This is a genomic window from Mesorhizobium sp. WSM4807, assembly GCF_055811615.1.
This window is the reverse complement of the sequence record NZ_JBVVQY010000005.1, coordinates 100194-124783: the sequence shown is the minus strand read 5'-3', so window position 1 is coordinate 124783 and position 24590 is coordinate 100194. Positions and strand designations below refer to the sequence as shown.

Below are 24590 nucleotides of genomic sequence, written 5' to 3'. Positions count from 1 at the left end.
AGCACGTTGCCGGTGGCGATGGCGCCTTCGGCCACGCTGTTGGTGTTGGCGTTCGCCGTCGGCACGTCGTCGACGACATCGATGGTGAGCGTATCGTTGGCGCTCTGCCCGTCCTGGTCGGTCAGCACCACTGCAAAGTTCTCGAACAGGCTGTTCTCACCGAGGGCGGTGGGATGTGCCTCATTGTCGAGGAGCGTGTAGGTGTAGCTCACCTGACCTGTCGCGGCATCGTAGGCCGTCACAGCCAGCGTGTTGCCCTCCGGCGTCGTGAACGAGCCCGCCGTGAACACGCCGTTGGTGATGAAGGCCTGACCACCGATCGTCAGCGAGGCAATGCCGTCGGGCGAGGAGATGGTGAAGGTGCCCGTACCGGTCTCGGCCGTGCTTGACGGGTTCGAGCCGGGCCCGCCCGGCGTCCCGACATTTAACGCCTCTTCATTCACCGTCACGTCGCCGCCACGCGCCTCGGGCGTCAGGTCGCTGATCACCGGCGGTGCATCGCCGATCGAGATTGTCAGTGTCGTATGCGACAGGTCGCCGTCGCCATCCTTGATGGTGTAGGTGAACACGTCGTCGACGCCACCGGGCGTGCCGGCATCGCGCGCATAGCTGTAGGTGCCGTCCGCGCTCAGCGTCAGCTTGCCGTAAGTCCCCTGGATCTGCACGCCAAGCGTGCCAGTGTCGTCCAGATCGGAATTCGTCGTGCCGCTCGTGACCCCGACTACCGTCGCACCATCGGCGCCCTGCGTGTCGGCCGCCCCGTCAGTCACGTTGACGTCAAGGCCGTCTGTCCCGCCAGCAAGCACATTACCCGTCGCGGGGCCGAACTGACCCGCCGCGATGCTGTCCGTGTCGGCAATCGCCGTCGGCGCGTCGTCGACGATGTTGATGGCCAGGTTGCCTGGCGCTGCCGGATCGCCGTCGGCGTCGGTCACCGCGACCGGGAGGTTTACGCTGGTGGCGTCGCCGGAGGTGTTGTCGATGAGCGTATAGGAATAGCTGATCGTGCCGAGGCCGGTCGCGGGATCATAGACATAGCTCGCTGTCAGCGAGCCGGTCGCGTCGGTGAAGGTCTGGGGCACGCCGGTCAGCACATGGCCGCCCAGCGAGACTTCCGACACGCCGTCCGGCGAGCTGAAGCCGATCGTGCCAGAGGTCGTCTCCGAGGTCGCAGGCTCGTTCGAGCCTTGTGACTCGCCGCTGCGTGCCGGCAGGCCAGCCTCATAGACCGTGGTCGAGGCTACAGGATCGATCGAAGGGGTAGAGTCATTCTCCCTGACGCCAATCGTCAGTTCCCGCGGCTCCAAACGGCCAAACTGCAAGGCCGTCGGCGGCAGCAACGCCGACAGATCGAATCCATTGCCGATCCCGCCGACTGGAACCGCGAAGTTTCCGCCGGCGCTGCCCGGCGTCCCGTTTCCCGGCCCCGCCGAGATCGAGCCGTCGGCGCCGAAGGCAATATCGACATGGCTTGCTTCAAGCGCCGCCAGCAAGGCGACGCGCGGCACCTCAATGTCGCCGAGAATAAAGGTCGGCACGTTCAGGGCACCGTCCTTGATGACGACCACCGAGCCGTCTGGCTGTTCGAGCAGAAGGTTGCGGCCATCGACTCGGATATTGTCGATGGCGACGTTGGCCGGAAATCTCACGGTGTTGCTGGCGTCGGCCACATATTCATGCGGCGCCGCGGCCGCTGGTGCATTGGCCGCCGCCGGCGCTTCCGTTTGCACTGGTGCGCCGTTGCCCACATCCGCCGGCACCGGCTCGGCTGCTGCCGGTTGCTCGGTCGAGGCTGCTTGCGCGACCTGGATAGCTTGCGCCGATGCCAGGCCGCTGTGTTCATTGGAAGCAGAATGTTCGTCCGAGGAACCTGAAACACTGTCCAATTCGATAATGGTCGCCATAGCTGAAACCCCTCCGGTATTTCTCTGGAAGAGACAGCGGTCACCTCGGCTTTGCAACAGTCTGGTAATCTATTCCATATATCCTAATATGCATCTGCCACTATTTTTTACGCATGGTAAACCACATTTATATAACCCAATATATGTTGGCGCCGCAGGCCGATTTGTTGGCAATCCTTACGACAATGACGCGGAAGAATAAGTATAAATATATATAAAATTTTATACAAAACAGACGTAGCCCTTTGCGACAATGTTATCTACCTTCCTTTCCAATAATTTGAGACAAGATTGGTAGCGTCCACAGTCAAAGGTGGGCGTTATGAAAAAAGAAAAGGCTGGCCTGGCAACCGGGCTCAAAATGCTTTTGCTGGCGATCGGCCTTGTCGGCCTGTCGCAGCCAGCACTCGCGAATGCCATTGTGGCGGATGTCGCTGCGGCCGGTGCGCAGCTGGAAAAGGTGCAGGCGCCGCCATGCCTCGGCGGCGTTTCGTTGGCGAGATTTCAGCCTTGGCGGCCTGCTGAAGCTTACCGCACAGAGATGTTTCCCGGCAGCTACGGGCCATCCGTTGCTGATTACGGGGAGGCTCTTTCCACGTCGCGAGGCGATGTCGGCATAGATCCTGTCCAGACGGCGGCGATAATCCCCGGTGTGTTCGGATCGGTTGCCTTGTCGATGCGCAACTCTCCCGTCTCGGCGCGCTGGGCACCTGTCTACAGGGCCATCGCCGGCTGCTCCGCGAGCAGTGCGTGCGAGCGCAAGAGCGCTGCTTTTGCCGAGATCGTCAACGCTGTCAAAGACCGGGGATTCAGCGACAAGCTGTCCTTCGTCAACAGCAGCATAAACCGCGCGATTGCCTACAAGAAAGACAGTACAGTTTACAGCAGGCTCGACTATTGGGCGAAGCCTTCGGAAATCCTCGAGCGGCGGGCTGGCGACTGTGAGGATTTTGCCATCCTCAAGATGGCGGCACTGCTGCGGGCCGGCGTCCCGGCGCAGAGCATGTCGCTTGTTGTTCTCCAGGATCGCCGCAGAAAATTCTTTCATGCCGTGCTGTCGGTGAGTACGGACAGCGGCACATTCATCCTCGACAGTCTCAACAACACTGTTTTGAAAGACAGCGATCTCCCTGATTATCTGCCGCTGTATTCCTTCAGCACTGACCGGGCGTGGATCCATGGCGCAAAACCAGGGGGCGCGCAAATAGCCGACATCAAAGGCGCTTTCGCAACGGTTGCTCCTGGCGAAGGTTCGGAGCCGGATATGTCCCTGTGAAAATTACGCGAAGCATCGTCAGCGTGGATTGAGCTGCACTTGCCCGGAGCGGCAGCTCTAAATTAACCGTTGACGAACGCCATCAGCAGCTCCGGTTCGGGTACGGGCGCCCGCACTGCATTCAATTGACCCCGATACCGACGTTCGCCGGCGCCGATGACGAAGCCGCTGGCGATCGGAACTTCGCCATTGGCATCGAGCCGGGCGAAAATGTCGGCGACGTTGAGATCCAGCGCCAGCTTGAGATCTTGTCGTGCATCATTGTTTGGTCCGGTCGGCAACTGACGCTTGACCAGTTGCTGGAACGGAGCATTGAAAGTCAGGATCTTCTTCGATGACGCCAAGGCAAAAGCGGGCGAGGGGCAGGCAACCAATATGGCATTGATCGTTCTGATCGATGCAAGCTTTCGCAGGATCAGGTTTTCATCCGCCAGCCCGAGTATGCAGGCCACCCGTATCGCCGACGTCAGATTACCAGTCTTGCTTTGATTTTTGGCGATCTCGTCGATCAGCATGCCGATCGTGCATTTCCTGTTTTCAGCCATCTGCTTCAGCGACATCCAGAAAGCCTTTTCCAGACGAATGCCGCGGCGTATGCCGCCACGCGCGACAACCCGGAACTCCAGCCCGAAATCCTCTCTGGTGATCGGCAGAAGCAACCGATCATGGGTGGTGGAAGGAGAGTTGGCGCTAGCGCTCACTCATGGCCTCCTGACGCGCCTTGTTGATCGGCTTCAAAAGGTAATTGAGGATCGTCTTGCGTCCTGTCTTGATGTCGACTGAACAGATCATGCCGGGGATGATCGAATAGGCCTTGCCGTCCCGTTCGAGGGTCGACTTGTCCGTCGCGACACGCACCTGGTAAAAGGGCTCACCCGTTTTCTCGTCGACCAGGCTGTCGGCGGTGATGTTGGAGACCTTGCCTTCGATGCCGCCGAAGATCGAGAAGTCGTAAGCGGTGACTTTTATCAGCGCCTCCTGGTCAGGACGAATGAAAGCGACATCGCGTGGCGAGACGCGCGCTTCGACCAGCAAGGTTTCGGAGGTGGGCACGATGCCTGCCACGACCGAGCCAGGCTGCACGAAGGCGCCAACCGTGTTTAGCTCCAGTGTATTGACGATGCCGTCCACCGGCGAACGGATATCGGTGCGCGCTACCTTGTCGGTAGCCCCACGAATGGTTTCGTCCACGACCGAAAGCTCGGCCAGCGCCTGAGTCAGTTCATCCAGTGCTTCCTGCTGCAGCTGGAGGCCGAGCTCCTCAACCTGGAGTTGAGCTTCAGTGATCGTTGACCTGATCTTCTTGACTGTCTCGCCGGACAGATTCAGCTGACCATTGAGTTCGGTTTGCTCCCGTTCGACCCGGATTTGCTCCGTCCTGGCCATCAGTCCCTTTTTGACCATTGATCCGACCAGTTTTGCCTCTTCGTCGCTAACGGCCAGATTCTTGGTGAGGCGTTCGGAATTGGCGGCTGCTTCGTCCAGTTCCTTCTCGCGCTGGTCGAGGCGCGATTTGAGAACCGACAATTTGTTGTCGAAGTTTTCGCGCCGGGCTGTGAGAAGCTTTTGTTCATTGTCGCAGATTTGCGGAGCGATCGACTGAATGTCGGCCGGGCACGGAAAGGGCCCTGCGAGATTGCCGCTTTGTTCGTATTTGAGCCTTGCGATTCGCACTTCAAGCGCGCGTGACTTGGCCTGCTGCTCGCCAAGGCTGGACGTATTCAGCGTGTTGTCGAGGCGAATGATCAGATCGTTTTTCCTGACGACCTGCCCAATCTTGACGGCGATTTCCTGGACGACGCCGGCTTCGCTGGCCTGGATGATTTGGGTCTTGGAAGCCGGGATGACCTTGCCGTCGCCGCGTGCGATTTCATCGACTTCGGCAAAAGACGCCCAAGCAACAAAAACGACGAAGAGCGCTCCTATGATGAATATGGACGCCGACGCGAAAAGCGGCGGACGATCTTCTTTGGCAAGCATTTCCTTACGCCCCATTATATTGAACTCGCTCAATATAATCTATTTTTTATCAGCCACTTTTCTGCAGTGCCTTTACGACCTGTTCCTTTGGCCCGTCTGCCACTATCCTGCCTTGCTCGACAACGACAAGCCGATCCACCAGCTCAAGCATGCTGTAGCGGTGGGTTGACACGATCAGCGTCGTGTTTTCATCGAAGGCCATTTTGAGCTGTTTGATCAACTGTCTTTCCGAGGCGAGATCCATTGAGCCTGACGGCTCGTCCAGGAAGACGATTTTCGGCTTGGTCAGCAGCAGGCGCGCAATTGCCACCGTCTGTCGCTGCCCTCCCGAGAGATTGGTACCCCGCTCGCCGACATTCATGTCATAGCCGCGCGGGTGGCGAGAGACGAACTCGTCGACGCCGGCGGCCTTGGCGGCGTCGATGATTTCCTCATCGGTCGCTTCGGGGCACGCCATCAGGAGATTCTCCTTGATGGTGCCTGAAAACAGATCGCCGGCCTGGGCGACGATTCCTACCGCAGCGCGAACCTCCGACGGGTGGTATTGGCGGATGTCGATGCCGTCGAGCAAAAGCTCTCCCGAGGTCGGAAGGAAAAGCCTGCCGATCAGGCGACCCATCGTTGTCTTGCCGGACCCTATGCGGCCGATGATGCCGATCCGTTCTCCCGGTTTCACCGAAAGATTGAGGCCGGTCAGAACCTCGTTTTCCGAACCGGGATAGACGAACCCGACATTCCTGAACACCATCGCACCGTTGCGGATGGGGCGGTTGACGAAGCCCACCGTGTCCGGCCGGTCTTCCGGTTGAGCCATGATCGAATTGATGATTCTCAACGAGAGCATGGCTTGCCGCAGTCTCGAAAGCGTGATGGCGATCTGGCCAAGCGGAGCAACCGCGCGGCTCGCCAGCATGACCGTGCCTATTATTGCTCCCGTAGAAATATCCCCTTCCGAGAAGGCATAGGCGCCGGCTACGACCAGGGCGACGGTCACAAGCTGCTGTATGGCCTGGGTGATGTTGCCGGCGGCGGCCGAAAGCTGCTTGATCTTTTCCGACGTGTTGGCAGCGTTCTTGGAGTGCTCGCCCCATCTCCGCAGCAGATACGCTTCGGCCCGCAGCGATTTGATCGTCTCCAGCGTCGAAATGGATTCGACCAGCAAGGCCTGGCGCTGAGAAGCCTCGTTCATCGAGGCGGCGACTCGCCTGCCGATGCGTCGCTGCGTGATCAGCCCGACGATGACCGACGCCACGAAGGCCAGTGCCGGTATCACCACCAGCCAGCCGCCTATCGCATAGATGACCAGAAGAAAGACGAACACAAAAGCCGTATCGATGAAGACGCTGATCGTGTTGGAGGTGAAGAACTCCCTCACGAATTCATATTGGGTCACACGATTTGCGTATTCACCGGTCGAGCCAGGGCGCGCTGACAAAGACGAGTTGAGGACTTTTTCGAACAGAAGATATGATATTCGCAGATCTGCTTTGCGCCCGGCATAGTCGATGAGAGACGCCCTGGCGGTCTTCAAAAGCAGATCGAACAGAATGACGGCGCCGATGCCGATTGCCAGAACCCACAGCGTTGATGTTGCCTTGTTCGGCAGGATTCTGTCGTAGACGTTCATGGTGAAGATCGGCGAGGCGATGGCCAGCAGATTGATGAATATCGCCGACAGGACGACTTTCGAATAGGTGCGCCAGAACGCGCCCATCGTTCCCGTCAGCCAGTGACGCCTTTCTATCTTCGCCGCCGAACCGACCTTCATCCCTTCGGCGGCATTGGCATAGGTTATCGAAAAGGATACGCCGCCACTGATGAAACTGGCGGCAAGCTCGGATTTGGCGATGATCGTGCGGCCATCTTCCTGCGGGGCGGTCGTATATGCGCCGTCGTGCATCTCCGCCAGCAGGGCAACAGGCAACTGGCTGACGCGAAAGAGAATGGCAGGGAGATCGACACGACCGCGCAGAAAATCCCGGTGGCTGAATTCCTGGACCTCCAGACCGATCCGTTCGGCAAGATGCCTGATGTCCTCCACCTCTATTCGCGTCTCTGAAAGCGGAACCCCGGCGAACAGGACGGTTTCGGCGCTCGGTCTGCCGAGATATCCGGCAATAGCCGAAAAGCAGGCCTTGAATGCCTCTTTAGGAGAGAGGATGTTGGGTTGCTGATTCACGATCTGCCCGCAAGGACTCTCGATCGATCCTTAAACCGAGCTATTTCTTCCTGACCGGGGCGAGGATGTCGAAAGGCAGATCATTTTTCTGTTCCGACGGGGTGCGCGCATAGGTTTCGGTGTCAGCAGTCTCCGGCGTTGCAAACTCGGTCCTGGCATAAGCCGCCGCCTGTTTTGCCGGCTGAAGGTTCATCGTTTTCAGCAACTGCCCGGTCGCCGCCAACAGCCGATACTCGGCGAAAAGCGATGCGTAGGAGGCAGTATCCGCCAGCGCTGCTGTGTTGAACCGCGTATTTTGCGCGTCAAGCACGTCGAGCAGCGAACGCTGTCCGACCTTGAATTGCTCGCGGTAGGACGCGACGATTTTTACGCTCTCGGCAGCTTGCTGCCGCAGAGTCTTGGCAAGTTCGGCTTGCCGGAAACGGCGATCCCACGAGGTGCGGACGGCTTCCTCGATTTCCCGCAAGACCTGATTCAATCCAAGTCGCTGTTCGCTGGTGCGGCGGATCTGTTCTTGTTCGTTGGCCTTGTCGATACCTCCGCGATAGAGGTTCCAGCGCAGCACGAGCCGCGCTTGCAGGTCGCTGGCGTCGCCGTCATCGCCATCAACGTCGTATCCGGCCCGCGCACGGCCTTCGGCGACGATAGCGGGTCCGAATTTGGCTCGGGCTGCATCCACCAGTGAAGCAGCGGCGTCGATATCGCTATTGGCCATGTGAACGCGCGGATTGTTCTCGCGCGCCAGTCCCAGCGCCTCGTCAACCGACCTTGGCAGCGCGCCGCCAACACTGCCTGGCCTTGAGGCGTGGGTCAGCGGCTTGCCGACGGTCTTGAAGAATCGTATTTTGGCCTGTTCCAGCTCTTCGGTGGCTTCCTGCAAGCGTGCCTTGGCTGCTAAAAGCCGCTCCTGGGCTTGTTGGCCGTCGGCATCGTTCAGCGCACCACCCGCGATGCCTTGCCGGATATCGCCGAGAATCCCCTGATGGAAGCCCAGGTTCTTTTTCGCCTCTGAAACGATCGAGGCCTGCAGCATGTATTCAAGATAATCCTGGACGACGGAGAGCCCGATGAATTCAGATCGCTCCAGTACCCTGAAAGAAGCCCCGTCGACCCGCGACGCCTGATGGTTCAGTTCGGCCCGTCGTGCTCCACTGTCGTAGAGCGTTTGCGATATCACGACACCCGCTTCCGCCGGATAGAGCCCGTCCTCCTCTATGGAGAGCGCTCGTCGGGACGAATTGTCGAGGAGCCGGGCTCCCGCAGATGCCTCGAGATCGATGCTGGGAAGATAGAGCCCTTTCGCTTGACGCAGTTCGAATTCGATTGCTTCGCGGTTTTCGATCGCTTGGCCGATCTCCGGATTGGACTCGACGGCTACGGCCATCGCTTCCTTGAGCGTGAGGGCACTAGCGCTCCCGCAAGCCAGCATCGAAAATGTGAAGAGCAGGCCAAGGCGCTTGCCAATGGCCACTTTGATTGTCGTATTCATGGTCTACCCCACCCCACCCATGCTTCTGCCCGGTACTTTTTGTATGCCAAGCCTTCTCACCGAAGCTTTGACAAATTATCCAATAAATTCTTCGAATACGTCAGTGTTTATTGATCTAGGGCCGGCCAAGAAGCGAATTCGGGTCATAAGTTTCGGGAATGTAGCAAAAATGGCACATAAAACGGGCGCTCGCTGTGGTTGCGGTAAGCGCCTGCGCCTGTGATCAATGCTGCTCGCCGCCTTCCTTAAGCTTCGCGCAATCTTTGCAGCCTATTCTGCTTATCGATTGGCGAGGGAACATGACGCGCAAGCCACTACTGCTTTTTGCCTTCCCGGCTTTCATCCTTCTGATTCTTGCAGGGGAGCGAGCAGCGACGTTCCTGCTCGGAACCTATCCGGCCAGCCCCGCTTTGTGGCGGATCTGGCTTGAACTGCGGCCGTTGTCGATGATGTTCTGGCAGCAGGTCGACCTCTATCTGAGCGGTTCAATGGCCCTTGATGCCGCGATCCTGACCGCCGCATCGATCGTCTGCTGGATGGCTTGCCGGACGCGAAAATCGGCCGCGTTCTTCTTCCTTGCCAACCACGCCGCCCTGCTTTTCGCCGGGTTGATGATGGCTTCCAGCAGCCATTCTGAAACAGCGAGCACGATTGCGGCATTCACCGCGCCGAGCGGCCAGCCATTCTCGCTGATCCTCGATTTCACATGGCAAAACAGCCTGGTGCTGCTTCTGGGCACTGCGGCCTGCGCCTACTGTCATGTTGCGTTTCTCGGCGAAGCGCGACAGCGTTCCCGAGCGCTCGCCGTACGGCTTATTGCTCTGCAGCGGGATCTCTAATGCATGTCGCGCAAAAGTGCGCAGCGGTTTTGCGATAACGACCTGCATAAGAACAAGAACTTAAAGCGCGTCGCATGAATCCATTCAAACGCGACGCGCTTTAGGACCCGGGACACGCCGTGGTTTTCACGAAATGGGCTTTCACGTAGCCGTCCAGGCTCACTGACGGCAACGGATAGTAGGTGACCGGACACCATTGCCGCTTTCGGTCCGCCCCGGCCGGCCGGCATGGGCCTGTGGCCACGATGATGCCGTTATGATCGCTAGCGATTGCGCCCGTAGCCCTGGAGAGGTGGCTTGGCTGCGATCGGATATAGAGAACATCCCAAAAGTCGACATTGACAACATGGTAGCAGGTCGCAGCCGTCGCGCTCCCGATCGGCATTGCCAACAAGACGACGGCAGCTCTGCACGCGGCTGAACGCAAAAACCGTCTCTCGATGTCTGTCGCTTCTAGTTGATTTTCTTGTAGTGGACCTTGCCGTCAGGCTGCACGATGCGCTGGTAGGACGAGTTTGGGGGAGGGGGCGGCGCCGCGATCCTCTTTTTGGGCGGGCGCGGCGCTTCGACGATATTGGGTTCGATCGCTTCTTCGAGATCGGTGGCCGCTTCCGCCATGGTGCTGGTTGTGATCACGGGAGGCTCCGCTATGCTCGACATGTCGTCGTCACTGTCGAGGGGCAGCTCCTGTTCAAGCCGGGCAATGCTGCCTTTGACTTCGTTGAAGCTGCCCTGCAGTTGACCGTCCAGTTTTTCAAACCGGCTTTGAAAGCCGTTGTTCACCGTATCAATCCGGGCTGCGATCCGTTGCTCGAACGATCCGAGCTGTTCCAGCCGCCGTTCGACAAGGCGCAGATCGTTGATGCCGCGGTAGAAATAGACCGCGGCCGTTATGTTCACCGCCGTGATCAGCAAGGCGCCGACTGCGACAACGCCGATCATCCTTGCATTGCTCGGTTTCCCCACTGCAGCTTGTTCTTCCGTGTGGGCTGCCGGCCCAATATCGATTGCCGGCATATCCGGTTCGCTGATCATCGTCATTGGACCACCACCTTTGCGCCGACCGGGACGCGCTTGAAGAGATCGATCACATCAGTGTTGGTAAGACGGAAACATCCCGATGTTCCGTCGAAGCCGATGCCCTTGGGATCGTTGGTGCCGTGGATGCGGTAGAGCGTGTCGCGCCCGTCCCGCAGCAGATAGAGTGCCCTGGCGCCGAGAGGATTGTAGGGACCGGCGGGCACCATTTCCGGCAGCTCCGGCTGGCGGGCGCGCATTTCCCTGGGCGGGCGCCATTCCGGCCATTCCGTTTTCGCTCCCACCTTGACGATGCCGGTCCAGCCAAAGCCGTCGCGTCCGACGCTGATCTGGTAGCGCAGCGCCTGGCCCTGCCGGGTCACCAGATAAAGCGCCTTCTCGTCCTTGCGGATGATGATCGTGCCGGCCCGTTCCGCGGTTTGGAGAGCAACCGCCTTGCGCAGGCTGGGGCCCATTGCCGGCAGCGGCGGCCGGTCCGACAGCGCGGATCGGGCATGGGCGAATTCCCAGGCCGGTATCGCCAAGGCAAGGCCGATGATGCAGGCGCCGGCAAGCCCCGGGACGATGCGGTATCTACCGGGCTGCGTCATCGAGCCGCTCTTTGAACATCCGCTTCAGATCCTTGTTGAAGCGCGCCCGCCCGTCCACTTCGGAAGGCAGGATGGCCCGGTTCAGCGCGTCGGTCAGCAGCGCATTGTCCAGGCCGACCGACTTGATGTGCGGCGCCTTGAAGATCTTCTCGAGTTCGCTGCGCGAAAAGTGGTTGCCGAACCATTTGCGCTTATGCTTGTTGGCGACCAGCGTGATGTTCACCGAATTGCCGCGCAGTTCGCGGATCTTCGTGTAGAGCCGCTTGCCTTGCCGCAGCGAGGCGACGTTGAGCTCGAAGACGATGAAGATCTCGTCGCTCGTCGAAAGCACGGAATTCTGCCAGGGGGTTTCGATATTCGGCAGGTCGATGACGATGTCGTCGAACCGGTAGGCGACGAGGTCCAGCAGCCGGAACACGAAATCGGCGCCCTGCGGCTCAAACGGCAGCTGCGGCCTCTCGAATGAATAGAGGGTCAGGCCGGACGGACGAGAAAGCCTGATGACGTCCATCAGTTCGACATCGAGCCTTTCCGGCTGGCCGATAATGCCGGCCAGGTCGAACTGGTTGAACAGGTTGAGATAGGCGCCGCAATTGGCGCTCTGGAAATCGAGGTCGACGAGGCAGGTCGAAGCAGCCCTTTCGGTGGATTTCGACGCCAGGAATTCCGCCGCCGACAGAGCGATCGTCGTGGCGCCGGCGCCGCCGCTGGCGCTGATGAAGGTGATGATGCGGCTCTTGGTGCCCTGGTTGCCGGTATCGTGGAAGGTGACCGCGTTCAGCAGCTCCTTGGCGTCGAGCGGCTTGTGCAGCCAGTCCGAGGCGTTCATGCGAACCAGGATGCGCGTCTTTTCGGAGGTCAATTCGTCGGAGACCGCGATCAGCGGCACGGTCGCCCACAAAGCGCGCGCCGCGACGATACCGGGCTCGCCGAGCAACTCGCCATTGGCCAGGTCGAGGATGACGATGCCCGGGCGCGTCTCAGCGGGCGGACCGTTGAGGAAGTCAGCCGTCTCGGAAATCCTGACATCGTAGATGGCCAGCGCGTCGAGCCGCGTCGCCACCTCGCGTCTGAACTGCGGATCCGACGAGAACAGGGCCACCTGCTTTCGTTTGGTCGGGAGAACCTTGGTGTTGATGGCATTCATGGGGATGTACTCTTCAGGTCTTCGCCCGTGACCGTGCTGAGCATCGAGGGCATGGTGAGATTTCCGAATCCGAGGAGGCCGCCGAGGAAGAAAAACTGATAGGCCCGGTTCTGAAGGCTGACGGTGATCGTCGGCACCGGTCCGCCGAACCGAGTCTGGTAGCCCAGGCCGGTGGCCGAATAGGCGATGACGACATTATCGCGCCTGAGGCCAGGAAAGAAATGACACATACCCGGCCGCTGGTCTGTCCCCAACGCGGGACAGACGTCGTCATTAGTGACTGCCGTATCGCCGCGGAAGATGCGGCTGAAATTGGCGGCATTGAATGTACCGCCATTGCTGCAAGCGCCCGTGCCGGCGGTGTATGTGCAGGTGAATGGTCCGTAGGCCGCGGCAACGACCGGAGCGCCCGGTGTCGTCGTCGGTGCGGCTGTAGCTAGCGCGGTGGCAACCGGATCGGAAATCGAGGCCAGACGTGCGCCGAGCTGCACGGCCTTGTTGGCGGCGTTCCACTGATAGAGGGCGTAACCGAAATCGACGAAGCCGAGAGTGAGCGCAAACATAAGCGTCATTACGATGGCCATCTCCACCATCGCCGCGCCGTCTTCCGATCTTGCGAAACGCCTGATCATGATCAGAACCGGATCAACCGCTCCTCGTGAAAGCCGCTGAGCGTGATCGGGCCGATGCCGAGCAGCGACAGCATTCCGATGTCGTTGTAGTCCAACGTGCCTGCGGCCCGGACGATGCAGACCTGCGAGGTGGTGGAGCGATATAGGGTGACACCTGCGACCACGGCGTCATGGCACGACCCTGAGGCGGCAATGGTCACGGTAACGTTTGCCTTCGGCCAGCCGGCGATGCGCGCATTCCCAGTCCCCGCAGCATTGCCGAACACCGCGATGTTTATGGCAGTATCGGCGCAATTGATCGTCAGCCCGGCCTTGGTGTACAATTGACTGTTGCAGCGAGCGGCAAAGCGCGCGCCGTCCGAAAGCCCGGCCTCCATCAGCAGCTTTTTGTGGATCAGATTGCCGAATTCGAACACGCCCGCCGTGAGGGGTACCATGAGCGGTAGTATCAGCGCCGTCTCGACAAGCGCTGTGCCGCGATGGTCGCGTCGAAATCTGTCGAGGTAACGGAACAGGGTTCTGATCATCGCCATCACCGATAAAGCTGAGCTTCGTCGCGAAGGAAATTGTCGAGCGTACCCTGGCCGGCACCGCCGGTTACGTCGACCAGTTCGACCATCACCGACGCATCTTCCGATGCTGACGGTACGGGTTCAGTGAGGAAGAAACTGCCGAAGGCTTCGACCGGCAGATTGGTGCTGTGGCCCGACAGGCCGTTGCCCGCAGCTTCGAGAGCATTGCAGTTCAGGATAGCACCATAAATCAACCGACGATCGACTGTCGTGACAGGCGGTTGGCAAGCTGCCGGCGGCGTTCCGGTCTCTCCACCGGTCGACGCGGTGCCCACCAACCCTGCCGATATCTCGTAACGGTAGACCTCATAGCGTGTCGGCTTGGTCGTGTCCCACGACGCTGGATAGGCAGCGGACCCGAAATTGGTGCTCCAATAGCCGGAGAAATCCCAATTTCCGTCGCCCATCCTGCCGCCCAGATACGGGGTAGTCGCGTCGCGCGGAAGGCCCATCGTTCCAGCTTCGGTGAAGGAAAGTTTGTTCATGGAAGGGCATTGATTAGTGCTGCCGGTGGTCTGTATCGCCCCTTTTCGGACATTGTCGGCGGGACCGTACTCTGGGCTGTTGAAGTGGTTGCCGCTGGCTCCAATCCCGAAACGAACGTTGAAGGCGTCTTGCACCGGGCCGGCATTCTGACCGGTCTTCGTCGTTACGTTCGCGGAATTGTAGCAGCCGATTGGCGTCGATGTTGCGATCGTCTGAGCCAGTGCTTGGGCACCATTTCCCACGTTTGGCGGAGGCTCGAGGAAGCCGAAGTTGCCCGGGCCGGCCGCAGCGCCATTTCCAACCTTCCTCAGTTCGATCAGCCGGCGACGCACGGCCGGATCGGAAATGGCCTGCTCAAGCGTATAACCCCCGGCATTGTTTGTCCCGTTCACCATCTCATAGGGGTTGCACATGAAGACCGGTGTAAAATCGCACACGCCGGAGGTGAACCCCGCGACAGCGACGGCACCTATGGTCCAAGAGTTGCTGGTGCCGGATGATAGAATCGAGGCGGGAAAGATCGCGGCGAACCCTTGGGGAACGACCGTCACCTGGATGAACCGCGTTTCCGCCTCTCCGACAGCCTGGTTGGCATCTGCACGATAGGTGGCCAGATTGGCGTTTGTAATCCTGGTCCCGTCGCTGGCGGGGATCGCTTTGAGGAAGCACCAGGAAATGTTCCCAGCATTGTTGCAGGGTTGTGAGCCTCCTGGCTGGTCGGAGGTCAGGATGAACCTGCCTGCCGTGGAGAAATTGCTTTCGTTGTCTATGAGCATCGCCATGGCGCGTTCGGCTCGTGCCCAGGAACCGCTGCTTCCGTCCAGTTCCGCCGCCGCGGCTAGCGCAAAGCTGTCGGCCCCCTTCTGCAAATCATTGTGTAAGTTGTTGACCCGGCTCATGTCGATCGCCAGCAGGGAAAAGCCGATGATTGCCGGCAGCATGATGCTGACCAGTATCAGCGCTACTCCCCTTTGATCGTGCCAGAACGCGCGAACAATCCGCAGCATGGCCCTTGCTCCCCTGACGCCAGTCGCTTTGCCTGACGCTGAACCCGCACCCTTCTATTCAACCCCGGTGTTGCCGACGTTGACCGTGATGGCCGGCGGAGGCGGTGGCGGTGGTGGAAATTTGTAACTCTGGGCAACAGCGGCAGCGCGCGCGCCGTCGCCTTCGATCGCCGTGTTCCTCGACGCCGGATTGAGCGGATCGACCGTCTGCAGCAGCGAATTGTATTTCTGCGTGTCGCCGGCAGCCAGTGTCACCGTTTCGTAATTGTTCAGGTAGTCGGCGGCGCAGCCCGTCAGCCCGCCGGCGCACAAAAGAAGAATCAAGGCGCTATTTCTTGACATAAATCATTTTGTCCTTGGATTTCAGGTCGAGCATGTGGCCATAGGGGCCGACCACGCCTTCGCCCAGTTCATATTTGCGAACCATATCCTTGGTCACTTCGAGTTGACCGAGAATGAAGAGCTCCGGGTCGTTGGCCGGCCGTGTCTTGTCGAACGGCGTCGCCAGCTGCTCGCCCGGCTTTACCGGCCGCACGATACGCGGCGTGACGATCACGACCAGTTCGGTCTCTTCCTTCTGGTTGCTCGAATTCCGGAACAGCGTCCCGACGATCGGCACCTGGCCGAGCCACGGCACCTGCCGCTGGATCTTGGTGTTCTTGCTGGACAAAAGCCCGCCGACCGCGAAGCTCTGGCCGTCGCGCAACTCGACGACGGTAGACAGCTTGCGGTTGGTGAAGATCGGGTCGCCGGCGGTGGTAAAACCGGTGAGGTCGCTGACCTCCGGCGCCAGCCTGATGTTGATCTTGTCGTTGTTGAGCACGACCGGCGTGAACAGCAGATTGACACCGAACTGCTTGTATTCGACCGAGATCTCGCCATCACCCTCGTCGGTGCGGATAGGCACTTCGCCGCCGGCATTGAAGCTGGCGACCTCACCGGAAAGAGTGGTGAGATTGGGTTCGGCAAGCGTGCGCACCACCCCCTTGGCCTCGAGAGCCTCGATGATCAGGTCGACCTTGATGTTGCTGTCGATGACGCGGGTGATCAGCGCCGCGAATGGGTTGGTGTTCGAAAGAAGGCCGGTAAGCAGATTGCCCGGCCCCAGCACCACACCGTCCTCGTCGACGGCGGCTATGCCCGTTGCGGTGCGGGTCGTGCCGCTGCCGTTGGTGCTCCTGATTGAGACGCCAAGATCGCGGCCGGCGTTGCGCTTGGCCTCCAGCACCCGCACTTCGAGGTTAACCTGCTGGCTGTCGTCGACGGTCACGGCGTTTATGATCGCATCGGGGCCATATTGCTGGGCAACCTCCATGATCGCCGCCAGCGTGGCGCCGTCCTTGACATGGCCGCCAAGCCTGACCTTGCCGTTGATCGAACCGATATCGATGCGCGAATTGGGCGCCACTTGCCGGATCGCCTGCGCCATGTCGCTCACGTCGACGCCGACTTCGATCTGGATCACGCCAAGCGAGCGCTTGTCTTCGGAAAAGAGGTTGACGGTGGTGGTGCCGGCGCTCTTGCCGATGACATAGAGCGTCCGGTCGGTCATTGGCTGGGCGTCGGCGATCTTCTCGTCGCCGACGACGATGTCGCCCAGCGTGGCGTTCACCTGGATCGTTACCGACTGCGACATGGGCAGGAAAATACGGTGGACGCTGGGGTTCGATACATCGATCCTGCGGTCGGCTGCATGAGCAGCAAGGTCGATCGGCAGCAGCATGACCGAACAGGCCAGCGCGGCAGCCGCCAGTGGTCCCCGTAACATACGCATCTAGACTACCCCCTCTTGCCGAATCGTTCGGCAATACCCTAGCGTTATTTTTGTCGCGGCACGTCGTAAGATTCGAGTTTCACACCCCTGAACACGCCGATTGTCGCACGCGCCGGCGGTTCCGGCTGCACATATTTGATCACTTCCTTAACCACTTCTTGCACCTGGGGTGCTGCGGCCACTGCCGGAACAGGTTTTGCGCTGCTCAACAGGTCGAGCCTGCTTCCCACCCGCTCCACTGCCTGAGCCAATCCATTGATTTTTTCGTCCGCGCGCTTGCGCTCGGCCGCGGCCTCAGCCTCGGCTATTGCCTGCTTGGCGAGTTCGGCCTGCCTGGCGGCGACATCGGCGGGCGTGTCGCCCGTAAGGTCTGACAGCGTCACGCGTTCGGTCGTCTCGCCGCTGCTGGCGGCGGCCTGGCGAAGCGCCAGTGAGAGCTGGCCGGCGCCGGCGGCAAGTGTAAGCTTCTGGGCGTCCCTGGTGCTGGCTTCAAGTGTGACGGACTTCACCACCGTCGGGCTTTCCTTGCTTTCGTCGGCGACCTGGTCGACGGCGAGCACCTTCATGCTCTGCAGCAGCACGTCGACAAAACTCTTGTCCGGGCCTTCATTGCTGCGCACTGTGCGCGTCAGCAGCACGTCGACGCGGTCGCCGGGGAAGACGAACCCGGCTACTCCAAGCACGTCGTTGACGCGAATAGAAACGGCCTTCATGCCTTCGCCGAGCACTGCAGAAAGCGTGGCGCGCTGGCCGGGGCCGGTGATCTTGGTCGCTAAAAGAGGCTCGTTCGTGCCGATCGCTTGCAGCGCCTGTCTTGTGCCGTCGCCGGCCAGCGCTTCTTTGGTCGTCTTGAAGGCGCCGGCTGGTACCGCGCCCGCCGGCCATGCGATCTCGCGCAATTTGTCGGCGGTCAAAGTATCGCCGAACTTCAGCGCCACCGCCGCCACCACGACCGTGTCGCGCGGAATATCCTTCGCCTGTGCCATGTTGCTGCGCTGGCTGGCCAGCCAGATATTGACGAGAACCACCGCTAGCACGCCGAACACACCGGCGAGTACGATCATGATAAGTGTATTGGCGCGCATAGACCCAAGCCCCAAACCCCAAGAGCGGGAATTCGCCCGCCGCGATGGATTCAGGCCCGGATCGAATAAATCCGGGCCTGAAGATCAAGCGATTAGCTTCCGGTGCCGCTTCCGCAGCTACCAAGGCCGCTGGACTGCAGATCGGCGCAGAGATCGGTAAATCGGCCGTTCACCCACAGTCCGATGCCGACGATGATGAGAATCGCGGCGCCGGCGATAATGCCGACCAGGATGGAATATTCGACCATGGCAGCGCCGTTTTCGTCGTCGCGGAACTGCCGGGCCATCGTCATGAGCTTCTTCATGATAATTTCTCCCTTTGGAGGTTTGAACCCGACGAGACAGAGCCAAGGATGAACCCCATACCCAAGCATCCCCCGTCATCTCGATCTAAGTCCCGACGAAAACCAGAGTCAAACGGGATTAAGGATTGCTTAACTTTCCTATACATGATTTGGCAAGAATATTGCCGATCTGAGGCAGACCAAAACATTGATTCGGCTCATTTTTCAACCCTCTTAACCATTCGTTCACAATTTGGCCGCGGGTATGGCGGAAGTGGGGCAGCATTAGCGGTAGTGCATATTCCTTTATATCTTAAGGGCTTGCGTGGGTTCCATGGCGCCTTTGTGACGAAAAAGCTTCTGGCATTGAAAGGCGGGTGCTCGTGTTCCATTAGGACAGCGCCGCTGACCAACTAGACGTCGCGTTTTCTTATCCTTGATTTTAACTATGTCTGAAGTATTAAGTTGCATGGTGCGGCTGGCGCTTGTGCCAAGCGTGGTTAACGCTTAGTTTCGCGGTGGGGCATTTACACGGGGAGAAGCGTCATGCTGGGGCGATTCATCAAGGGATCAAGCGAGCCGCGGGTCGAGCCAACGCTCCATCCAATAGCGGCGGTGTCGCCTGTCGTCCCTACGCTTTCCGCAGCCTCCGATCTAGCGCCGCATGGCGACGATTTCCTGACACTCAAAGTCGATCTCCATCGTCACCTGATCGACCGCTTCAACCTCGCCGTCCTCGAAACAGCGTCCAAGGGCGAGATCCTCAACGAGATCCGACCGATCGTGCGCGAATTCGTCCGTAGTCGAAACGTGCCGTTGAACGCCCGCGAACTCGATCAACTGACCAGCGACACGGCCGACGAGATGCTTGGGCTCGGGCCGATCGAACCGCTGCTCAAGGATGACTCGATTGCTGACATCCTGATCAACACCCACAACCGTGTTTTCATCGAGCGGCGCGGCGTGATCGAGGAGACATCGATCCGTTTCCGCGACGAGGCGCATCTGCTGCGTGTCATCAACAAGATCGTCTCGGCGATCGGCCGCCGCGTCGATGAATCCGCGCCGATGGTCGACGCGCGGCTGGAAGATGGGTCGCGCGTCAACATCGCGGTACGGCCGATCTCGGTGGATGGCCCGCTGGTGTCTATCCGCAAATTCTCCAAAAACCCCTATTCGCTCGAACGCCTGATGGCGTTCAATTCGATTCGCCAGCCGATGATCGACCTGATGCGCATTGCCGTGCAGGCACGCAAGTCGATCCTGGTTTCAGGCGGCACCGGCAGCGGCAAGACGACCTTGCTCAACGCCTTGTCGAGCTACATCCCGGCCAAGGAGCGCCTGATCACCATCGAGGACGCGGCGGAACTGCAGTTGCAGCAGCCACATGTCGGCCGGCTGGAGACGCGTCCGCCCAATGTCGAGGGCAAGGGCGAGATTCGTCAGCGCGAACTGCTCAAGAATGCGTTGCGCATGCGGCCGGACCGCATCATCGTCGGCGAGGTGCGCGGCGAGGAGGCCTTCGATATGCTGCAAGCCATGAACACCGGCCACGAAGGCTCGATGACCACCATCCATGCCAACACGCCGCGCGATGCGATATCACGGCTCGAGCAAATGGTCGGCATGGCCGGCATGCCGATGACCCATGAGTCCATTCGGGCGCAGATCGCGTCGGCCATCGACATCATCGTGCAGACACAGCGCCTTTCAGACGGTGGGAGGCGGGTTGTTTCCATCTCGGAGCTCACCGGTATGGAAGGCAATGTCGTCCAACTCCAGGAAATTTATCATTTCGTTCGCCGGGATTCGACTGCCGAAGGTAAGATCATCGGAGAATTTCGCGCCACCGGCGTCCGTCCGCGCTTTGCTCAGGAGGCGGCGACGCTCGGCCACCACTTCGCCAAGGATGCCTTCAATCCGCAGGTGCCGCTCTGATGCCGACCGGCCAGACGTTGCTTTACTTTATCTATGTACTTGCAGCCGCGTCGATGATCCTTGCCGCCGAATCCCTCTATGTGTCGTACGCGGCGCGGCGCGTTCGAGCCGGTACGATCAACCGTCGTCTCGCGCGCCTGGCGGAGGAGGCACCTGCAGAAAAGACCCTTCAAGGCTTGCTCCGCGAACGCGGGCTGACGGATTCGGGCGATTACATCTTTGGCATGGTCGCTTTGAACCGGCTTTACACACAATCCGGCATTACCGGCAATCCGCTGGCTTTCGCGGCAATGTTCCTTCTTGGCGGGCTGGTGCTCGGACTGGTGCTGCCGTTGCTTTTTGGCTTCTCCACTGTCGTGGCGCTGATCGCTTTCCTGCTGGTGGGATTTGCGCTGCCGCTTCTCGTCCTTCGGCGCGCACGCAATAAGCGTATCCTGAAATTCGCTGCTCAGCTTCCCGATGCGCTCGACATGATCGTGCGTTCGCTGCGTGCCGGTCACCCGACTACGGTCGCTATCGCCCTTGTCGCCCGTGAAATGCCTGACCCGCTCGGCACCGAATTCGGCATTGTTTCCGACGAAATCACCTTTGGTCTCAGCATTGAACAGGCAGTGCGGAAACTGTCGCAACGTGTAGGGTTTGAAGGTCTCCATCTGCTTTCGGTATCGCTCTCGATCCAGGCCAAGACAGGCGGAAATCTCACTGAGATCCTGTCGAACCTCTCATCGGTGCTGCGCGAGAGGGAGAAATTGCGAATGAAAATCCGGGCGCTCTCGGCCGAAGGCCGGATGTCGGCATGGATCATTTCCTTGTTTCCGCTCGTCATGTTCGGTCTGCTTATGGTCATTGCACCGAGCTATTACGGCGACATATGGAACAGCCCACTCGTCATGCCCGTATTCCTGATCTTCGGACTGTGGGCGTTGCTGGGTGATTTCATCATGTACCGTATGGTCAACTTCGATTTCTGACGGGAGCGTGACATAGACCTTTTTTCGAACACTCAAGATTTGGGCCTTTTGGTCTCAATTGCCGTTTTCCTGGCGGCGATGGCGCTATTCCTGTTCGGAGCCCTTGTCTTCAGGCCTGCCCTTCAGACCCGCAAACTGGTGGCGCAAAGCTTGCGTTCCGAGGGGATTGCCGACCGCCGGTCCCTTGCTGGGCAGGAACAGCTTGCCCAGATTGCGGCACAGCGCCCGGTCGACGCCTATTTCCGATCGGTCGAAAAGGAGCGAAGCGAGCCGAATGCCCTTGAGGCAAAGCTCTTTCGCGCAGGATTCTATCAAGCAAGCGCGCCTCTGATGTATACGTTGTCGCGATTCGGCGCTGTCGCTGTCGGCTTTCTCGGATCATACACGGGGTTGGTTGCAGTGGTGCCGCCGCAAATCCCAGGGTTCCTGACCTTCGCAGCTGCTGCTTTGTTTGGTCTTGCTTGCCTCGTCATTCCGAGCGTCGCCCTCGATCGATTCGAGAATGCGCAGAAGGAAACTTATCGTCGCGGCTTTCCCGATTTCATGGACATGATGATCACCTGCGCCGACGCCGGCATGAGCCTGGAGGCCGCAGTTGAGCGTGTCACTCAGGAACTGGCCGGTACCCACAAATGGCTCGGCATCCAGCTAGCGATCATGAATCTGCAACTGCGCGCCGGCAAGCCGCTGCGCGAGGGTCTTCGAGATCTCTCCGATCGTCTTGGCCTGGAGGAGGCGCGAGCGCTGTCGATATTGTTTCGGCAGTCGGAAGAACTCGGCACCAGCCTGACGGATGCGTTACGCGTTTACAGCGATGAAATGCGCGGCAAGAGAATTCTTCGCGCTGAAGAGCGCGGCAACGCATTGCCGGTCAAAATGATGATCCCGTTGGGGGTCTGCGTCTTTCCGGTTGTCCTGATGATTGTGCTGTTACCGATTATTGTTCGCATGAGGGGTGTTTTCTTCTAAGCAGGTATATGCTTTGGTCGAAAATACAGAGTCGGAGAGAACTCTTTTGGGGGACGAAATGACAGGGCCAATGCGCCTCGCGGCCGTAGCCGGTTTGCTGCTTATCGTGCTTTCCGGCTGTCAGACGGCTGATAGCGGCGTCGTCCGCACCAACGAGCCCTCGAAAGGTGATGTGACAGCCTTTGGCGATGCCTTCGACGGGCTGAAGACGGTCAGCGACGTCGAGTACTATGCCTCGGACCAGGCTGTTGCCGAAGCCAAGAACCAGTTCCGTGCGGAAAACTACGGCAATGCCGGCGCCCTGTTCTACAAGGCGACGCGACTGGCGCCCAACGACGGTGGTGCCTGGATGGGCCTGGCCGCCTCTAGCGATCGCATCCGCCGTTTCGACCTCTCCGACCTGGCCTATCGCCAGGCCTTCCGGCTGGTCGGCGGGACGCCCGAATATTACAACAATGTCGGTTATTCCTATCTGCTGCGCGGCAAGCTGCAGGACGCGCGCAGCAATTTCCTCAAGGCTTACGAGCTGGCGCCCAACGATCCGACCGTGGCCAACAATCTGCGGCTCCTGTCGTCCAGCGTGAAGAATCTCGAGCGGTAAGGCGATAGCATGTTGCTCGCCGCATCGCTGCTGCTGAAGGGACTAGCCATTCCTTTGCTGGCAAGGATCGCCTGGCTCGACTTCACCACCCAGAAGATATCCAACCAGAATGTGCTGCTGCTGCTTTGCCTGGGGTTGGGCTCGCTGCAGCTCCTGTCGGTGCAATCCGGGTCGTGGTGGGACATGGGCCTGAGCGGGCTTGCCGGTCTTTTGCTGCTCGTTGCGCTCTTCCCGTTCTGGGCCCTGCGCAAGATCGGGGCCGGCGATGTCAAGCTGATGGCGGTCACGCCGTTGCTGATCGGCGGCAGCGGCCTCGTCGTATTTTCAGTGCTGCTGCTGGTTTTCGCGCTCGCCACAGCGATGGTCGTCAAAAATCCGCTCATGCTGCCGCAAGGCGTCTTTCGCCTGTATGTTCAGCACCTGGACCGCAAAGGCGTTGTGCCGTTCGGCGTGCCGATCTCGCTCGCAGCGATCTGCACGATAGCGTTTCAGATCTACGTCACCTTGATGCCCCATCCCGGTCCGGCGATCTGACCAGACAGGAATAGCCGCAACTGCTTGGACAACCTAAACGCCCCGGATGGCGATGGCGATGTTCGGCCCGGCCTAGCCGGCGAGCGACCGACGGTTATTCCGAACCGATTGGCGAGGCTAACGGCGCTTACCGCCATCCGGCCGCCTGAGCATCGGCCTCAGAACAAAACCAGCGCTCGCCCTTTCCAGCGGAGAGGTGACTTGCGCGGGGATTTTACGCGGTCTGAAGCTGGTCGGCAGAACTCGCGCCTGACATCGCTATCAACCGTCCAGCGGCGACCGCGGCCAAAACTATGAAGGCAGCAGTGACGGTAAGGAAGATCGAGGACGCGAGAACAGTCCCGTCCTGCACATAACAACTTGCGAATTCCATAACGCTCTTCCCCTTAAACCCACCTAATCCCGATCCAGCGGCCCAACACCCGCTCTGCCAATTAAGCATGATCTTGATTCAAGAGAAATACAAGTGATCGCTAATGTCCGGCACTTTCGGACCAGCGGAGTGCACTTGGCGCCGGTTGCGGGGTTGTTGGTTCGATCTCGTCTCACGTGGTTGCTACCGCGCGTTGATAGGGTCGACCCGACAGCCGCTGCGGAGTAGGATCTGCTGCACCTCAACGGCCACGATCTGCGCGACATGGCACTGGAGGATCGGCGGGAAATCCTGGCTGGCCTTATAGGGTCTGACAGCCGCATCCAGTTCAGTGAGACAATGCCGGGCGAGGCTAATGCGATCTATCATCTGATCGACGCGGCCGGCCTGGAAGGGATGATATCGAAGCGCCGAGACAGCAAATATCGCAGCGGCCCGACTACCAATTGGCTGAAAACAAAATCCTTCACCGAAAACGAGTTTGAACTTCTCGGCGTCGAACGCGAGAGAGGCAAGCCGGCTTTCGCCCTCATGGCCGAGCCCGGCACCCGCAAGCTGGAGCGGGTGAAGCGATTCGAACGCTCGACCCCAACCTTGGCAAGGTTGAGTACTGACATTCCTACTGGTTCCGGGAACACTCCCAAGCTTGCTAGCCCATTGAATTTACAAGCAATAAGCCATATCGAAATTCCTGCACCTTTCTTCCCGGTGGCGACATGGTGGCGACATGGCTTCCATAATTTGGCCCAAGGCGATTAAACTTGCCGAGCTACCCGGCGTAACACCCCACACGCTGCGACATACGCTTGGTTCCGCAGCGGTATCCACTGGTGAGACACTGGCGATGACGGGCGCAATCCTCGGACATAGCAACCATCGCTCTACTGCAATCTCTGCACATATTCAGCGCGATCCTGCGACC

At 59.6% G+C, this 24590-nt stretch carries 22 protein-coding genes and 1 pseudogene; 8 read left to right on the top strand and 15 right to left on the bottom strand.

Annotated features, from left to right (window positions below; translation table 11 throughout):
* Window positions 1-1904 (bottom strand): Ig-like domain-containing protein (locus AC0L3N_RS08385; protein WP_473546991.1); only part of this gene is annotated, 1904 nt, incomplete at its 3' end.
* Between the two features lie 322 nt (window positions 1905-2226).
* Here AC0L3N_RS08385 and AC0L3N_RS08380 point away from each other — a divergent pair.
* A complete protein-coding gene (locus tag AC0L3N_RS08380) occupies window positions 2227-3180 on the top strand; it encodes a transglutaminase-like cysteine peptidase (protein WP_473546989.1) in 954 nt (317 codons plus the stop codon).
* A 62-nt stretch (window positions 3181-3242) separates the two neighbouring features.
* Here AC0L3N_RS08380 and AC0L3N_RS08375 read toward each other — a convergent pair whose 3' ends face one another.
* Genes AC0L3N_RS08375 through AC0L3N_RS08360 form a run of 4 tightly spaced genes read right to left on the bottom strand, consistent with a single transcriptional unit; the run spans window position 3243 to window position 8828 of the window.
* Window positions 3243-3881, bottom strand: coding sequence for a ribbon-helix-helix domain-containing protein (locus AC0L3N_RS08375; RefSeq protein ID WP_473546987.1), 639 nt, complete (start codon window positions 3879-3881; stop codon window positions 3243-3245).
* The gene (locus AC0L3N_RS08370) at window positions 3871-5160 is read right to left on the bottom strand and encodes an HlyD family type I secretion periplasmic adaptor subunit (RefSeq protein ID WP_473546985.1); all 1290 of its coding nucleotides are present in this window, start codon (window positions 5158-5160) and stop codon (window positions 3871-3873) included. Before AC0L3N_RS08370 ends, AC0L3N_RS08375 begins: the two co-directional genes overlap by 11 nt.
* A gap of 49 nt (window positions 5161-5209) precedes the next feature.
* A complete protein-coding gene (locus tag AC0L3N_RS08365; protein WP_473546983.1) occupies window positions 5210-7339 on the bottom strand; it encodes a type I secretion system permease/ATPase in 2130 nt (709 codons plus the stop codon).
* 40 nt (window positions 7340-7379) lie between these two features.
* A complete protein-coding gene (locus AC0L3N_RS08360; protein WP_473546981.1) occupies window positions 7380-8828 on the bottom strand; it encodes a TolC family protein in 1449 nt (482 codons plus the stop codon).
* A gap of 299 nt (window positions 8829-9127) precedes the next feature.
* Here AC0L3N_RS08360 and AC0L3N_RS08355 point away from each other — a divergent pair, with 299 nt between their 5' ends.
* Window positions 9128-9667, top strand: coding sequence for a hypothetical protein (locus AC0L3N_RS08355; RefSeq protein WP_473546979.1), 540 nt, complete (start codon window positions 9128-9130; stop codon window positions 9665-9667).
* Between the two features lie 453 nt (window positions 9668-10120).
* Here AC0L3N_RS08355 and AC0L3N_RS08350 read toward each other — a convergent pair whose 3' ends face one another.
* From AC0L3N_RS08350 to AC0L3N_RS08305, 10 genes are all read right to left on the bottom strand, one after another.
* On the bottom strand, window positions 10121-10708 hold the full coding sequence (locus AC0L3N_RS08350) for a hypothetical protein (protein WP_473546977.1): 588 nt from the start codon (window positions 10706-10708) through the stop codon (window positions 10121-10123).
* Window positions 10705-11295 (bottom strand): L,D-transpeptidase, encoded by a 591-nt coding sequence (locus AC0L3N_RS08345; protein WP_473546975.1) that lies wholly within the window; start codon window positions 11293-11295, stop codon window positions 10705-10707. Before AC0L3N_RS08345 ends, AC0L3N_RS08350 begins: the two co-directional genes overlap by 4 nt.
* Entirely contained in the window at window positions 11279-12442 is a 1164-nt protein-coding gene (locus AC0L3N_RS08340; protein ID WP_473546973.1) for a CpaE/TadZ family protein, read from the bottom strand. The genes AC0L3N_RS08345 and AC0L3N_RS08340 overlap by 17 nt, the downstream gene beginning before the upstream one ends.
* Window positions 12439-13074, bottom strand: coding sequence for a TadE/TadG family type IV pilus assembly protein (locus AC0L3N_RS08335; RefSeq protein ID WP_473546971.1), 636 nt, complete (start codon window positions 13072-13074; stop codon window positions 12439-12441). Before AC0L3N_RS08335 ends, AC0L3N_RS08340 begins: the two co-directional genes overlap by 4 nt.
* 2 nt (window positions 13075-13076) lie before the next feature.
* Complete coding sequence (locus tag AC0L3N_RS08330; protein WP_473546969.1) at window positions 13077-13601, bottom strand: TadE/TadG family type IV pilus assembly protein; 525 nt, start codon at window positions 13599-13601, stop codon at window positions 13077-13079.
* Window positions 13602-13606: 5 nt separating this feature from the next.
* Window positions 13607-15139, bottom strand: a complete 1533-nt coding sequence (locus AC0L3N_RS08325; RefSeq protein WP_473546967.1) for a TadE/TadG family type IV pilus assembly protein — start codon at window positions 15137-15139, stop codon at window positions 13607-13609.
* 54 nt (window positions 15140-15193) lie between these two features.
* Window positions 15194-15463, bottom strand: a complete 270-nt coding sequence (locus tag AC0L3N_RS08320; RefSeq protein ID WP_246805075.1) for a hypothetical protein — start codon at window positions 15461-15463, stop codon at window positions 15194-15196.
* A gap of 4 nt (window positions 15464-15467) precedes the next feature.
* The gene (locus AC0L3N_RS08315; RefSeq protein ID WP_473546965.1) at window positions 15468-16913 is read right to left on the bottom strand and encodes a type II and III secretion system protein family protein; all 1446 of its coding nucleotides are present in this window, start codon (window positions 16911-16913) and stop codon (window positions 15468-15470) included.
* Window positions 16914-16957: 44 nt separating this feature from the next.
* Entirely contained in the window at window positions 16958-17998 is a 1041-nt protein-coding gene (gene cpaB, locus AC0L3N_RS08310) for a Flp pilus assembly protein CpaB (protein ID WP_473546963.1), read from the bottom strand.
* 92 nt (window positions 17999-18090) lie between these two features.
* Window positions 18091-18303 carry a Flp family type IVb pilin gene (locus tag AC0L3N_RS08305; protein WP_473546961.1) on the bottom strand — a complete coding sequence of 71 codons (213 nt, stop codon included), beginning with the start codon at window positions 18301-18303 and terminating at the stop codon, window positions 18091-18093.
* 525 nt (window positions 18304-18828) lie between these two features.
* Here AC0L3N_RS08305 and AC0L3N_RS08300 point away from each other — a divergent pair.
* The 6 genes and pseudogenes from AC0L3N_RS08300 to AC0L3N_RS08275 form a co-directional block, all read left to right on the top strand.
* Entirely contained in the window at window positions 18829-20220 is a 1392-nt protein-coding gene (locus AC0L3N_RS08300; protein ID WP_473546959.1) for a CpaF family protein, read from the top strand.
* Complete coding sequence (locus tag AC0L3N_RS08295; protein WP_473546957.1) at window positions 20220-21191, top strand: type II secretion system F family protein; 972 nt, start codon at window positions 20220-20222, stop codon at window positions 21189-21191. The genes AC0L3N_RS08300 and AC0L3N_RS08295 overlap by 1 nt, the downstream gene beginning before the upstream one ends.
* Before the next feature lie 78 nt (window positions 21192-21269).
* Complete coding sequence (locus AC0L3N_RS08290) at window positions 21270-22160, top strand: type II secretion system F family protein (RefSeq protein WP_473546955.1); 891 nt, start codon at window positions 21270-21272, stop codon at window positions 22158-22160.
* 58 nt (window positions 22161-22218) lie between these two features.
* Window positions 22219-22761, top strand: a complete 543-nt coding sequence (locus AC0L3N_RS08285; RefSeq protein WP_473546953.1) for a tetratricopeptide repeat protein — start codon at window positions 22219-22221, stop codon at window positions 22759-22761.
* Window positions 22762-22770: 9 nt separating this feature from the next.
* Entirely contained in the window at window positions 22771-23295 is a 525-nt protein-coding gene (locus AC0L3N_RS08280) for a prepilin peptidase (RefSeq protein WP_473546951.1), read from the top strand.
* Window positions 23296-23896: 601 nt separating this feature from the next.
* Window positions 23897-24217, top strand: a pseudogene (locus AC0L3N_RS08275) (ATP-dependent DNA ligase); the annotation flags it as partial.
* Between the last annotated feature and the right edge of the window lie 373 nt (window positions 24218-24590).

What these genes read in the sequence shown, in the direction of transcription:
- AC0L3N_RS08350 (WP_473546977.1), bottom strand. Translation starts at nt 10,708, where the DNA reads ATGACGATGATCAGCGAACCGGATATGCCGGCAATCGATATTGGGCCG.
- AC0L3N_RS08335 (WP_473546971.1), bottom strand. Translation starts at nt 13,074, where the DNA reads ATGATCAGGCGTTTCGCAAGATCGGAAGACGGCGCGGCGATGGTGGAG.
- AC0L3N_RS08380 (WP_473546989.1), top strand. Translation starts at nt 2,227, where the DNA reads ATGAAAAAAGAAAAGGCTGGCCTGGCAACCGGGCTCAAAATGCTTTTG.
- AC0L3N_RS08330 (WP_473546969.1), bottom strand. Translation starts at nt 13,601, where the DNA reads ATGATCAGAACCCTGTTCCGTTACCTCGACAGATTTCGACGCGACCAT.
- AC0L3N_RS08360 (WP_473546981.1), bottom strand. Translation starts at nt 8,828, where the DNA reads ATGAATACGACAATCAAAGTGGCCATTGGCAAGCGCCTTGGCCTGCTC.
- AC0L3N_RS08305 (WP_473546961.1), bottom strand. Translation starts at nt 18,303, where the DNA reads ATGAAGAAGCTCATGACGATGGCCCGGCAGTTCCGCGACGACGAAAAC.
- AC0L3N_RS08285 (WP_473546953.1), top strand. Translation starts at nt 22,219, where the DNA reads ATGACAGGGCCAATGCGCCTCGCGGCCGTAGCCGGTTTGCTGCTTATC.
- AC0L3N_RS08295 (WP_473546957.1), top strand. Translation starts at nt 20,220, where the DNA reads ATGCCGACCGGCCAGACGTTGCTTTACTTTATCTATGTACTTGCAGCC.
- AC0L3N_RS08325 (WP_473546967.1), bottom strand. Translation starts at nt 15,139, where the DNA reads ATGCTGCGGATTGTTCGCGCGTTCTGGCACGATCAAAGGGGAGTAGCG.
- AC0L3N_RS08345 (WP_473546975.1), bottom strand. Translation starts at nt 11,295, where the DNA reads ATGACGCAGCCCGGTAGATACCGCATCGTCCCGGGGCTTGCCGGCGCC.
- cpaB (WP_473546963.1), bottom strand. Translation starts at nt 17,998, where the DNA reads ATGCGCGCCAATACACTTATCATGATCGTACTCGCCGGTGTGTTCGGC.
- AC0L3N_RS08340 (WP_473546973.1), bottom strand. Translation starts at nt 12,442, where the DNA reads ATGAATGCCATCAACACCAAGGTTCTCCCGACCAAACGAAAGCAGGTG.
- AC0L3N_RS08355 (WP_473546979.1), top strand. Translation starts at nt 9,128, where the DNA reads ATGACGCGCAAGCCACTACTGCTTTTTGCCTTCCCGGCTTTCATCCTT.
- AC0L3N_RS08370 (WP_473546985.1), bottom strand. Translation starts at nt 5,160, where the DNA reads ATGCTTGCCAAAGAAGATCGTCCGCCGCTTTTCGCGTCGGCGTCCATA.
- AC0L3N_RS08315 (WP_473546965.1), bottom strand. Translation starts at nt 16,913, where the DNA reads ATGCGTATGTTACGGGGACCACTGGCGGCTGCCGCGCTGGCCTGTTCG.
- AC0L3N_RS08290 (WP_473546955.1), top strand. Translation starts at nt 21,270, where the DNA reads ATGGCGCTATTCCTGTTCGGAGCCCTTGTCTTCAGGCCTGCCCTTCAG.
- AC0L3N_RS08280 (WP_473546951.1), top strand. Translation starts at nt 22,771, where the DNA reads ATGTTGCTCGCCGCATCGCTGCTGCTGAAGGGACTAGCCATTCCTTTG.
- AC0L3N_RS08300 (WP_473546959.1), top strand. Translation starts at nt 18,829, where the DNA reads ATGCTGGGGCGATTCATCAAGGGATCAAGCGAGCCGCGGGTCGAGCCA.